10 protein-coding genes are annotated in these 12159 nt (G+C 71.1%); 9 read left to right on the top strand and 1 reads right to left on the bottom strand.

What is annotated here, in order from left to right; translation table 11 throughout:
- The first annotated feature begins 47 nt into the window (after positions 1–47).
- The 9 genes from tatA to ACWD11_RS13155 all read left to right on the top strand — a co-directional run bounded on the left by tatA (position 48) and on the right by ACWD11_RS13155 (position 10117).
- Entirely contained in the window at positions 48–332 is a 285-nt protein-coding gene (gene tatA, locus ACWD11_RS13195) for a Sec-independent protein translocase subunit TatA (protein ID WP_250077621.1), read from the top strand.
- 47 nt (positions 333–379) lie between these two features.
- Positions 380–1327, top strand: a complete 948-nt coding sequence (gene tatC, locus ACWD11_RS13190; protein ID WP_389419353.1) for a twin-arginine translocase subunit TatC — start codon at positions 380–382, stop codon at positions 1325–1327.
- Between the two features lie 31 nt (positions 1328–1358).
- The gene (locus ACWD11_RS13185) at positions 1359–2249 is read left to right on the top strand and encodes a diacylglycerol kinase (protein WP_451282951.1); all 891 of its coding nucleotides are present in this window, start codon (positions 1359–1361) and stop codon (positions 2247–2249) included.
- A 40-nt stretch (positions 2250–2289) separates the two neighbouring features.
- A complete protein-coding gene (locus ACWD11_RS13180) occupies positions 2290–5142 on the top strand; it encodes a DEAD/DEAH box helicase (RefSeq protein WP_389419351.1) in 2853 nt (950 codons plus the stop codon).
- 381 nt (positions 5143–5523) lie between these two features.
- Positions 5524–7140, top strand: a complete 1617-nt coding sequence (locus tag ACWD11_RS13175; protein WP_451282949.1) for a sensor histidine kinase — start codon at positions 5524–5526, stop codon at positions 7138–7140.
- On the top strand, positions 7137–7544 hold the full coding sequence (locus ACWD11_RS13170; protein ID WP_186283327.1) for a roadblock/LC7 domain-containing protein: 408 nt from the start codon (positions 7137–7139) through the stop codon (positions 7542–7544). Before ACWD11_RS13175 ends, ACWD11_RS13170 begins: the two co-directional genes overlap by 4 nt.
- The gene (locus tag ACWD11_RS13165) at positions 7541–7936 is read left to right on the top strand and encodes a DUF742 domain-containing protein (protein ID WP_389419349.1); all 396 of its coding nucleotides are present in this window, start codon (positions 7541–7543) and stop codon (positions 7934–7936) included. Before ACWD11_RS13170 ends, ACWD11_RS13165 begins: the two co-directional genes overlap by 4 nt.
- A complete protein-coding gene (locus tag ACWD11_RS13160) occupies positions 7917–8537 on the top strand; it encodes a GTP-binding protein (protein WP_389419348.1) in 621 nt (206 codons plus the stop codon). Before ACWD11_RS13165 ends, ACWD11_RS13160 begins: the two co-directional genes overlap by 20 nt.
- A 50-nt stretch (positions 8538–8587) precedes the next feature.
- Positions 8588–10117, top strand: a complete 1530-nt coding sequence (locus tag ACWD11_RS13155; RefSeq protein ID WP_389419347.1) for a cytochrome P450 — start codon at positions 8588–8590, stop codon at positions 10115–10117.
- Here the strand turns inward: ACWD11_RS13155 and ACWD11_RS13150 are convergent.
- Entirely contained in the window at positions 10111–11058 is a 948-nt protein-coding gene (locus tag ACWD11_RS13150) for an RluA family pseudouridine synthase (RefSeq protein ID WP_451283133.1), read from the bottom strand. The two genes, ACWD11_RS13155 and ACWD11_RS13150, sit on opposite strands and share 7 nt — an antisense overlap.
- Positions 11059–12159: the final 1101 nt, after the last annotated feature.

Genomic DNA, 12159 nt, shown 5'->3' with positions numbered 1-12159 from the left:
CGGACAGCATCCCACCCAAAGCCGCCTCGGTGAGAAGGTAAAGACTTATGTTCGGAAGGCTCGGCGCTCCCGAGATCATTCTCATCCTCGTCGTCATCATCCTGCTGTTCGGCGCGAAGAAGCTTCCGGACATGGCTCGGTCGCTCGGCAAGTCCGCCCGCATCCTCAAGAGCGAGGCCAAGGCCATGAAGGACGAGGGCAAGACCCCCGCCCCGGCCGACCCGCCGAACAACGACGAGCAGCCCCCCGCCCAGCGCGTCATCCAGGCCTCGCCCGGCGACGTGACCAGCTCGCGCCCGGTCACCGAGCCGACGGACACGACCAAGCGCTGACGCAGGGCCGGTGACCTCCGGCCCGCCGCACGAGATGGGAACGTGGGTTGCTGAAGCCTGCCCGCAACACGGAGAAGGATCCCGAGGGGCGGATGCCCCTCGCGGAGCACCTTCGTGAGCTCCGCAACCGGCTCGCGAAGGCACTGCTGGCCATCGTCGCCGTGACGATCGTCGCCGCCTTCTTCTACATGGACATCATCAGCTTCTTCACCAAGCCGATCCTCGAATCGGTCGGCTGTGCGAAGAGCTTCGAGGAACTGGCCAACACCAGCTCCGACGAGCAGTGCGCGCAGATCACCATCAACGGTCTGCTCACCCCCTTCACGCTGGCGCTGAAGGTGTCGCTGATGGCCGGCGTGGTCCTGGCCTCGCCGATCTGGCTCTACCAGCTCTGGGCCTTCGTCGCCCCGGGCCTGCACCGGCACGAGAAGAAGTACGCGTACGCCTTCGTCGCCACCGGCTTCCCGCTCTTCCTGCTGGGCGCCCTCTTCGCGTACAAGGTGCTGCCCACCACCGCGAAGGTGCTGATCGAGTTCACCCCGTTCGGCGTCGACAACCTGCTGCCGCTCGACGATCTGCTCGACCTCGTCACGCGCATGGTGGTCGTCTTCGGCCTCTCCTTCGAGCTGCCGCTGCTGCTGGTCATGCTCAACTTCAGCGGCGCGATCACCGGCAAGCGCATGCTCGGCTGGTGGCGCGGCATGATCATGGGCATCACCGTGTTCGCCGCCATCGCGACCCCGAGCACCGACCCGCTGACCATGCTGGCGCTCGCCGGGCCCATCTGGATCCTGTACTTCGCCGCCGTCGCCGTCTCCCTGCTCAACGACCGCCGCAGACGCCGCCGCGACGCACTGGGCCCCGCCGACGACGAGGCGTCCGAGCTCGATCTCACGCCCGAGGAGATCGGCGAGGTCGAGACCGTCTCCGCCAGCCGGGCGCTGCCCGAGCAGGCGACCACGGAGCGCGTCAACGGTTATGACGACGTGACCTGAGGACCGTGGGGCAGCTCATAGGGTCTGATCCGTGAGCAGCGAGATCACTCTCTTCGTCAATCCCACCGCGGGCCGCGGCCGGGGCGCCCGTGCGGCGCAGCCGGCCGCCGCCGCTTTCCGGGACGCGGGATTCACCGTACGGACGGTCCTCGGGACGGACGCCGAGGACGCCCTGGCACGCGCGCGTGCGGCCGTCGCGGACGGCACCGGGGCGCTGGTCGCGGTCGGCGGTGACGGGATGGCCAACCTCGCGCTCCAGGCCGTCGCCGGCACCCGCACCCCGCTCGGCCTGGTCGCGGTCGGCACCGGCAACGATCTGGCCCGCGCGCTCGGCCTGCCCGTACGGGAACCGGCCGCCGCGGGCCGGGTGATCGCCGAAGGACTCAAGGGCGCCCGGCTGCGCGACATCGACCTCGGACGGGTCGGCGACCGCTGGTTCGGCACCGTCCTCGCCTCCGGGTTCGACTCCCGGGTCAACGACCGCGGCAACCGGATGCGCCGCCCTTCCGGCCGCCTGAAGTACGACCTCGCGATGCTCGCCGAGCTGGCCGCCTTCCGGCCCTTCCCCTACCGGGTCACCCTCGACGGCGGCGAGGTCCGCGAGTTCGAGGCCACGCTGGTCGCCGTCGGCAACGGCCCGTCGTACGGCGGCGGCATGCGGATCTGTCCCGGCGCCGACCTCACCGACGGGCTGTTCGACATCACCATCGTCGGGGACTGCTCCCGCGCCACCCTGCTGAGGGTCTTCCCGAGTGTCTACCGGGGCGGGCACGTCGGCCATCCCAAGGTCACCGTGGTGCGGGCCGCGCAGGTCGAGATCGCCGCCCAGGACATCACCGGCTACGCGGACGGGGAGCCGCTCGGGCCGCTGCCGCTGATCGCGCGCTGCGTACCGGGGGCGGTGCGGGTCGTAGCGCCGTGAGCTGCGCGGATCCGGAGTTTACGGAACCCGGATCCGGATAATGATCGTCCTGTTGTCAGTGCGGCCCGGTACGCTCGAAAGCACGATGACAGAGGACCTCTCACCGGCCGAGCGGTACGCGGCTGCCCGTCTGCGGGCCGCCGAGCAGGCCACCGCGCTCGCCTCCTTCCGCGAGATGTACGACTTCGGCCTCGACCCCTTCCAGATCGAGGCCTGCCAGGCGCTCGAAGCGGGGAAGGGCGTGCTGGTGGCCGCCCCCACCGGCTCCGGCAAGACGATCGTGGGCGAGTTCGCCGTCCACCTCGCCCTGCAGCAGGGCAAGAAGTGCTTCTACACGACACCCATCAAGGCGCTGTCGAACCAGAAGTACGCCGACCTGTCCCGCCGTTACGGCGCCGACAAGGTCGGCCTGCTCACCGGCGACAACAGCGTCAACTCCGGCGCCCCCGTGGTCGTGATGACCACCGAGGTGCTGCGGAACATGCTGTACGCGGGCTCCCAGACCCTCATCGGCCTCGGGTATGTGGTCATGGACGAGGTGCATTACCTCTCCGACCGCTTCCGCGGCGCCGTATGGGAAGAGGTGATCATCCACCTGCCCGAGTCGGTGACCCTGGTGTCCCTCTCGGCGACCGTGTCCAACGCCGAGGAGTTCGGCGACTGGCTGGACACCGTCCGCGGTGACACCGAGGTGATCGTCTCCGAGCACCGGCCCGTGCCGCTGTTCCAGCATGTGCTGGCCGGCCGCCGGATGTACGACCTGTTCGAGGAGGGTGAGGGGCACAAGAAGGCCGTCAACCCCGATCTGGCGCGGCTCGCCCGCATGGAGGCGACCCGGCCGTCGTACCAGGACCGCAGACGCGGGCGGGCGATGCGCGAGGCCGACCGGGAGCGGGAGCGCAGACAGCGCTCGCGGGTGTGGACACCCGGCCGGCCCGAGGTGATCGAACGCCTCGACGCCGAGGGGCTGCTGCCCGCCATCACCTTCATCTTCAGCCGCGCCGCCTGCGAGGCCGCCGTACAGCAGTGTCTGTACGCCGGACTCCGGCTCAACGACGACGAGGCGCGGGAGAAGGTGCGCGCCCTGGTCGAGGAGCGCACCGCGTCCATTCCCACCGAGGACCTGCATGTCCTCGGCTACTACGAATGGCTGGAGGGCCTGGAGCGCGGGATCGCCGCCCACCACGCGGGCATGCTGCCGACCTTCAAGGAAGTCGTGGAGGAGCTGTTCGTCCGCGGTCTGGTGAAGGCCGTCTTCGCCACCGAGACCCTCGCGCTCGGCATCAACATGCCCGCCCGCTCGGTGGTGTTGGAGAAGCTCGTCAAGTGGAACGGCGAGCAGCACGCCGACATCACCCCGGGTGAGTACACCCAGCTCACCGGGCGAGCGGGACGGCGTGGCATCGACGTCGAGGGCCACGCGGTCGTGCTGTGGCAGCGGGGGATGAGCCCGGAGCATCTCGCGGGGCTGGCCGGCACGCGCACGTATCCGCTGCGCTCCAGCTTCAAGCCGTCGTACAACATGGCGGTCAACCTCGTCGAGCAGTTCGGGCGGCATCGCTCCCGCGAGCTGCTGGAGACGTCGTTCGCGCAGTTCCAGGCCGACAAGTCGGTCGTCGGGATCTCCCGGCAGGTGCAGCGCAACGAGGAAGGGCTCGAGGGCTACAAGGCCTCCATGACCTGCCACCTCGGCGACTTCGAGGAGTACGCGCGGCTGCGCCGCGACCTGAAGGACCGGGAGACCGAGCTGGCCCGCCAGGGCGTGGCCCAGCGGCGCGCCGAGGCGGCGGTGGCGCTGGAGAAGCTCAAGCCGGGCGATGTCATCCATGTCCCGACCGGCAAGTACGCCGGACTCGCGCTGGTGCTGGACCCCGGGCTGCCCGCCGGGCGGTCCAACGGCCACCGGGGCTTCGAGCACCACGACGGGCCGCGCCCGCTGGTGCTCACCGCCGAGCGGCAGGTCAAGCGGCTGGCGTCGATGGACTTCCCGGTGCCGGTCGAGGCGCTGGAGCGGATGCGGATCCCGAAGTCCTTCAACCCGCGTTCCCCGCAGTCCCGCCGGGACCTGGCGTCCGCGCTGCGCACCAAGGCCGGGCACATCCCGCCCGAGCGGGCCCGCAAGCAGCGCGCGCAGGCCGCCGACGACCGGGAGATCGCCCGGCTGCGCACCGCGCTGCGCGCCCATCCCTGCCACGGGTGCCAGGACCGTGAGGACCACGCCCGCTGGGCCGAGCGCTACCAGCGGCTGATGCGGGACACCTCCCAGCTGGAGCGGCGGATCGAGGGACGCACCAACACCATCGCGCGGACCTTCGACCGGATCGTCGCGCTGCTGACCGAGCTGGACTATCTGCGCGGCGACGAGGTCACCGAGCACGGCAAGCGGCTCGCGCGGCTGTACGGCGAGCTGGATCTGCTGGCCAGCGAGTGCCTGCGGGCGGGCGTCTGGGAGGGGCTCGGCCCCGCCGAACTCGCCGCGTGCGTCTCGGCCCTGGTGTACGAGTCCCGGGTCGGCGACGACGCGATGGCGCCGAAGGTGCCGTCCGGGAAGGCGAAGGCCGCGCTCGGCGAGATGGTCCGCATCTGGGGCCGGCTGGACGCCCTGGAGGAGGACTTCCGGATCAGTCAGACCGAGGGGGTCGGACAGCGGGAGCCGGATCTCGGGTTCGCCTGGGCCGCGTACATGTGGGCCGGCGGCAAGGGCCTGGACGAGGTGCTGCGCGAGGCGGAGATGCCCGCGGGTGACTTCGTGCGCTGGTGCAAGCAGGTGATCGACGTGCTGGGCCAGATCTCGGCGGCGGCGCCGGGGGAGGGGTCGACCGTGGCGAAGGCCGCGCGCAAGGCGGTCGATCAGTTGCTGCGGGGAGTCGTGGCCTACTCCTCGGTGGGATGACGGCCCGGCCGTACCGGGCTGGGTGAAGGGCGGGGCGGGACACGGGATGCCGTGTCCCGCCCCGCCCTTCACGTTCCACAGGAGCGCGTTCACCCGTCACGGTGAGTGTTTTCGCACCGGCGTACGCCGTGACACGGTGTGTGCGAGTGATTCCCCAGCGTGCAAATGGAGTTGAGAGTACTCCTGCCGCGGGGGTGATTTCAGGTGCTTGCTGAATATGACACGGCGATGATCCGGTCGGACTAAGCTCGCCCGCAGCGCACCGAGTTGAGGCGTATTCGTGCGCTTGTTCCCTAAACCTCCCGTAGATCCAGAACGTTCCATGACGTACCCCCCTGCAAGTTCCCCCGACTCCGAGCCGATTCCTTTCAGAGGGCCCACATGGTGAGTGTTCAACCCCCTCCCGCCCAGCCACGACGGCGTGAACTGCCGTACGCGCGCGTGCTGTTGCCGCCCGCCATACTGATGGCCGCGGCGACCGGAGCCGCCGCCGCCCTGGTGACGGGGCCGGCCCGGACGGCCGTCGGCTGGTGCGGCGCCGTCGCCACGGTCCTGGTGATCGCCACGGCGGCCGAAGTCGTACGCCGCGGCCGCGCCCTGCGCAGCGCGCGCGAGGAGCACGCTCGTGACACCGCGTATCTGGAGCGGCGGGTCGCCGCCCACGAGTACCAGATGGACCGGCTCGCCCGGGAGATCGTGCCCGTCGCGATCGACTACATGCACCGCGGCAATTCCCCCGCAGAGGTGATTCAGCACCTGGGTGAACTCGACCCGTCCTACCGTGAACTCACCCCGCCCGAACTGTCGATGATCGAGCGCGTGCTCTACATCATCGACCACGAGGAACAGCTGCGGGACTCCGCCCAGCGCTCCTTCGTCAACATCGCCCGCCGCGTCCAGGCGATCGTGCACCAGCAGAACAAGGAACTCCTCGAGATGGAGGAGGACCACGGCCGCAACCCCGAGGTCTTCGACGACCTGCTGCGCATCGACCACGGCACCGCGCTGATCGGCCGGCTCGCCGACTCCATCTCCGTCCTCGGCGGTGGCCGCCCGGGCCGTCAGTGGCCCGAACCCGTCGCGCTCTACAGCGTGTTGCGCGGCGCCATGTCGCGCATCCTGGAGTACCGGCGCATCTCGCTCGACAACATCTGCAAGGTCAACATCCGCGGGATCTCCGTCGAGCCGGTCATCCACGCGGCCGCCGAACTCCTCGACAACGCCACCCGCTACTCGCCGCCGCAGACCAAGGTGCACGTCACCGCCAGCGAGGTGCAGACCGGCGTCGCCATCGAGATCGAGGACGCCGGCGTCAGCCTCAGCGAAGAGGCTCGCGCCAAGGTCGAGGGCATGCTGGAGGCCGCCAAGGCCGGCATCGACCTCCAGGAGCTCGGCGACACCCCGCGCCTCGGCCTCGCCGTCGTCGGCCGGCTGTGCACCGCCTTCGACATGCAGGTGTCGCTGCGCACGTCGGCGTACGGCGGCGTCCGCGCCGTCCTCGTCGTGCCGCGCGAGATGATCACCACCGAACCCGCCCCCGGGTACGCCCACGGCATCGGTGCCACCGCCGCCCCCCTGCCGGAGCTCGGCGCGCTCGAAGGCCCCAAGCGCAAGCCCAAGACGCGCCGCCCCACCAACCCGCGCATCCCCGCCGGGCTCTCCCTGGAGGACGACGTCCCGGTCGTCACCGAGTGGACGCCGGGCGGCCTGCCGCAGCGCCGCAGCCGGGTCAAGACCCCGCTCAGCGAGCGCATCGCCCAGCAGGCCAAGCTTGAACGCGAGGACCAGGAGCGCATCGCCCGCGGCGAGAAGCCCGTGTGGGGTGATGCCATCAAGCCGCCCGCCCCCGAGCCGGCGCCGGAGGACGACACGCCCCCCGGACTGTGGGTGGAGGCCTTCTGGGAGGGCCTCAAGCGCGACCCCGATCCCAACGCATTCCGCCAGCCGACCAATGAACCGGCCCACGCCCCGGCCGATGACGAGGGGGACCTCAAGTGATCCAGCAGCGAGCCAACTTCGACTGGATGCTCAAGGATCTGGCCGACGGCGTACCCGGCATCGAGATGATCGTCGTGCTCTCCGCCGACGGCCTGCGCATCGCCCGGCACGGCGGCGACCCCGACGCCGCCGACCGGGTCGCCGCGGCCTGCGCCGGCCTGCAGAGCCTGGCGAGCGCAGTTGCGCACGAGATCCCGGACAGCGACGGCAAGATGAAGCTGGTCATCATCGAGATCAACCGCGGCTACTTCTATCTGATGGCCGCGGGGCCCAACGCCTATCTCGCGGTGCTCTCCGACACGTTCGCCGAACCCGGTCTGATGAGCAACCGCATGCGGGACCTGGTGGACCGGATCGGACCGCATCTGACCAGCCCGCCCCGGCGCAATGGGCAGACCGTATGACTCCTCCGCAACGCCGGCGGCGGTCCCCGAAGCCACCGCCCGTCGCGCAGCCGGCCAAAGAGGGCGAGCGCAGGAACCCCGAGCGGATGTTCGTGGTCGGCGGCGACGGTGAGCTGCGCGCCGACCTCGACCTGGTCACCTTAATCACGGCGCGCGCCGATCCACCGCCCTCCGCGACGCCCGAGCAGACGGCGCTGCTCCGGCTCTGCACGGCCCCCCTGTCGGTGGCCGAGCTGTCCGCCTATCTCAACCTCCCGTTCAGCGTGGTGACCGTGGTGCTCACCGACATGCTGGCGGACGAACTGGTGCAGGCGCACAAGCCGCTGGTGCGGCAGTCGGTCGCCGACCGTTCCCTCCTCGAAGCGGTGATGCATGGACTTCAAAAGCTCTGACACCATCCCGGGACCACGCGCCGAGGACCGGCTGCCGCAGACGGCACAGGCCGCGGTGAAGATCGTGATCGTGGGCGGTTTCGGCGTCGGCAAGACGACCATGGTCGGTTCGGTCAGCGAGATCAGGCCGCTGACCACCGAGGAGACCATGACGCAGGCCGGGATCGGTGTCGACGACAACTTCGGTTCCGACACCAAGACCGCCACCACCGTCGCCATGGACTTCGGCCGCATCAGCATCACCGAGAAGCTGGTGCTCTATCTCTTCGGCACCCCCGGACAGGAGCGCTTCTGGTTCCTGTGGAACGGCCTGTTCGAGGGCGCGCTGGGCGCGGTCGTGCTGATCGACACCCGCCGGCTGGAGGTCAGCTTCGACGTCATAGGGCGACTCGAGGAGCGCGGGGTGCCCTTCGTGGTCGCCGTCAACTCCTTCCCGGACGCGCCCCGTTACCCCGTCGAGGAGCTGCGGCTGGCGCTCGACCTGCCCCCGGAGATCCCCATCGTGGAGTGCGACGCCCGCCGCCGCGCCTCCAGCCGGGACACCCTCATGACCCTGATGCGCTTCCTGCACTCGCTCGCCATGACGGGCGCGCTGACCTGACCGGCGTATCCCGAACTCCCCTGACACCGGATCCACTTCGGAGCGACCACGTGACGCCTGAATCCCACTCCCTGACCGGCACGGACGACCCGCGGTCCGGCCCGCCGCCCGGTTGCCCCGCCCATCGCCTCGGGCCAGGGGGACTGCGCCGGCTCTACGGTCCCGACGCGGAGGACCTGGACGAGCTGTACGAGGAACTGCGCGAGGAGCACGGGCCGGTGGCGCCGGTGCTGCTCCACGACGACGTGCCGATGTGGGTGGTGCTCGGCCACGCCGAGAACATGCACATGCTCCGCACCCCCTCGCAGTTCTGCCGGGACAGCCGTATCTGGACCCCGCTGCTGGAGGGCATGGTCAAGCCCGACCACCCCCTGATGCCGCACATCGCCTGGGAGCCGATCTGCTCCTACGCCGAGGGCGACGAGCACCTCCGGCTGCGCGGTGCGGTCACCGGCGCCATGTCCACCATCGACCACCGCGGCATCCGGCGGTACATCAACCGGTCCACCCAGCGCCTGGTCAACCAGTTCTGCGAGCAGGGCAGGGCGGATCTCGTCGGCCAGTTCGCCGAGCATCTGCCGATGGCGGTGATGTGCGAGATCCTCGGCATGCCCGAGGAGTACAACGACCGGATGGTGCAGGCCACCCGCGACATGCTGCGCGGCACCGAGACCGCCATCGCCAGTCACGCGTACGTGATGGGCGCCCTGCAGCGGCTCACCGAGCGCCGCCGGGTCGAGCCCGCCGACGACTTCGCCAGTCAGCTGATGAGCCACCCGGCCCGGCTCACCGACGACGAGGTCACCAAACACCTCTGGGTCGTGCTGATGGCGGCCTACGAGGCCACGGCCAACCTCCTCGCCAATGTGCTGCGCATGGTCCTCACCGACCCCGGTTTCCGGGCGCAGTTGAACGGCGGCCAGATGACGGTGCCCGAGGCGGTCGAGCAGTCCCTGTGGGACGAGCCGCCGTTCAGCACCGTCTTCGCCTACTACGCCAAGCACGACACGGAGTTGGGCGGCCAGCGCATTCGCAAGGGCGACGGTCTGCTCTTCGGCATCGCACCGGGCAACGTCGACCCGCGGGTCCGGCCCGACCTCGCCGCCAACATGCAGGGCAACCGGTCCCATCTCGCCTTCGGCGGGGGTCCGCACGAGTGTCCCGGCCAGGACATCGCCCGTGGCATCGCCGACGTCGGCGTCGACGCGCTGCTGATGCGCCTGCCGGACGTCCGGCTCGACTGCGCCGAGGAGGAGCTGACCTGGCGTCAGTCGATCTCCTCCCGGCACCTGGTGGAGCTCCCGGTCCGCTTCGAGCCGAAGCCGCAGCAGGACGTGACGATGAAGCCGAGCCTCAACCAGGTGCCGGCCCCGCGTCCGGCGTGGCAGATCAGCACGGGGTCGCGTCCGCTGCCGGGGTCCGTGTCCCAGCAGGCGCCCGTGCTGCAGCCGGGTTCCGTGTCCCAGCCGGCACCCGCACCCCAGCCGGTGCCCGCAGTCCCGCCACCGGTCCCCGCGCCCGAACCGCCCCGCAGGCCGGGCGCGTGGCGCCGCTTGGTCCGCTGGTGGAGGGGTTACTGACCGGCCCAGGTGCCGTACGACGCCCAGGCCCCGAGCACCCGCCCGCTGCGGAAGCGGTGCTCCGCCCCCGTGATCGGATCAATGAACTCCAGTGCCCGCGCGAGCAGTTGCAGCGGGCGCCGGAAGTCACCGGCCGGTGCGGGGGCGGCCACCACCGGATAGAGCGGATCGCCGAGGATGGGGATGCCGAGGGCGTTCATGTGGACCCGCAGCTGGTGGGTCTGCCCGGTGGCGGGCAACAGCCGGTACCGTCCGAGTCCGTCGCCCCGGTGCTCGACCAGCTCGATCCGGCTGACGGCGTTGACCTCGCCCGCCACCTCCCGGGCGGCAAGCTCCCCGCGCTCCTTGAGGATCCGGCTGCGCACGGTCGTGGGCAGGGCGAGGGAGGCGTCGTACGGCGCGACGGCCTCGTACTCCTTGCGGATCCGTTTGTCGCGGAACAGCGTCTGGTAGGCACCCCGTTCCTGGGGGCGCACGGTGAACAGCACGAGTCCGGCGGTGAGGCGGTCGAGCCGGTGCGCGGCGCCGAGCGTCGGCAGCTCCAGCTCGCGCCGCAGCCGGGCCAGCGCGGTCTCCTTGATGTGGCTGCCGCGGGGGGTGGTGGCGAGGAAGTGCGGTTTGTCGACGACGACGATGTGCTCGTCGCGGTGGACGACTTCCAGCGGGAACGGCACGGGTGCCTCGTCCGGCGGCTCGCGGTGGAACCACACGAACATCCCCGGCACATAGGGGGCGTCGCCCTCGACGGGCCGCCCGTCGGCCCCGACGAACAGCCCCGCATCGAACATCCGGTCGATGACCCCGTCCCCGGCGGCGAGCCGCTCCACCAGATGCTCCCGCACGGTGGCCCAGCCACCCCCACCCGGCAACCGCACCCGCACCGGATCGACCCCGTCGCGCTGGGGGAGCGGGGAGGGCGGGGGAGGAATCCGGCGTCGCATCATGATCAAGGGTACGGGTGGGGACGCTGGCGGTGGTGCGGCGGTTGGGTTGGGGGCGGTCGGTGGAAGGCCCCGGCGGTGGTGCGGTGGTCGGGCTGAGGGGGCGGTCCGGTGGAGGCCCCGGTTGTGGGGCTTGGTGGCGGGTGCGCGGTGGGGCTCGGCGGGTCCGTGGTGGGGCTTCGCGGCGGTCCCGGGGTGGGGTTGAGGTGGCTGTCCTGGGATGGGGCTCGGGCGGGGGTGCCGTGGTGGGGCGCGGAAGGCTTGGCTGCCGGGGATCTGGCGGCGGTCCCGTGGTGAGGCTTCGGAGCGGGCCAGTGGTGAGGCTTGGTGGTGGGTGCGCCGGCTGCATCACCGGTGTCCCCGATCCGGCCGACCGGTGGTGGGGCGCGGAGGGCGTGGCCGCGGGAGCATCGGCGGCGACCCGTGGCGGGCTTCGCGGCGGTCCGGTGGTGGTGCTCGCGGCGGCGGGTCCGCGGTGAGGCTGAGGTGGCTGCCCTGGGGCGGGGCTGGGAGGGGGGTGGTCCCGTGGGGGGGGAGTGGCGTGTCGGAGAGGGCTTGGGCGGCAGCGGTCCGGCGGAAGGGCCCGGCGGCGGGGGTGGTGGGGTCTTGCAGCGGGCCCCTGGGTGGGGCTCGGCGGTGGGCTCGTGGAGGGGGTGAGGCGGCTGCCCTGCGGCGGGGCTCTGGCGGTTACCTGTGGCGGGGCGCTAGGGGCCGTCCGCGGTGGGTGAGGCGGCGGGCGTGTGGTGAGGTCTTGCAGCGCCCCGCGTGGGGCTCGGCGGGTGGCCGTGGTGGGGCTGAGGTCGCTGCCCTGCGGTGGGATTCTGACGGTGGTCCCGTGGTGGGGAGGGCGTGGCCGCGGGAGCATCGGCGGCGACCCGTGGCGGGGCTTCGCGGCGGGTCCGCGCGTGCCCGAGGGGCTCAGGCTGCGGTTTCCACGCGGGCGTCTCCCGCGGCGGTCGTGCGGTGGGCGTAAGGCCTGCCCGATGGGCTCATGCAGCGTTTCTATGCGGGCGTCTCCCGCGGCGGTCGTGCGGTGGGCGTAAGGCCTGCCCGATGGGCTCATGCAGCGTTTCTATGCGGGCGTCTCCCGCGGCGGTCGTG

The organism is Streptomyces sp. NPDC002776 (assembly GCF_053592195.1).
Note: the sequence above shows the minus strand (reverse complement) of the source record. Positions and strands in the feature narration are given on the sequence as shown.

Coding starts and splice junctions, on each gene's coding strand:
- tatA (WP_250077621.1), top strand. CDS start 48: ATGTTCGGAAGGCTCGGCGCTCCCGAGATCATTCTCATCCTCGTCGTC.
- ACWD11_RS13180 (WP_389419351.1), top strand. CDS start 2,290: ATGATCGTCCTGTTGTCAGTGCGGCCCGGTACGCTCGAAAGCACGATG.
- ACWD11_RS13175 (WP_451282949.1), top strand. CDS start 5,524: ATGGTGAGTGTTCAACCCCCTCCCGCCCAGCCACGACGGCGTGAACTG.
- ACWD11_RS13165 (WP_389419349.1), top strand. CDS start 7,541: ATGACTCCTCCGCAACGCCGGCGGCGGTCCCCGAAGCCACCGCCCGTC.
- ACWD11_RS13160 (WP_389419348.1), top strand. CDS start 7,917: ATGGACTTCAAAAGCTCTGACACCATCCCGGGACCACGCGCCGAGGAC.
- ACWD11_RS13150 (WP_451283133.1), bottom strand. CDS start 11,058: ATGCGACGCCGGATTCCTCCCCCGCCCTCCCCGCTCCCCCAGCGCGAC.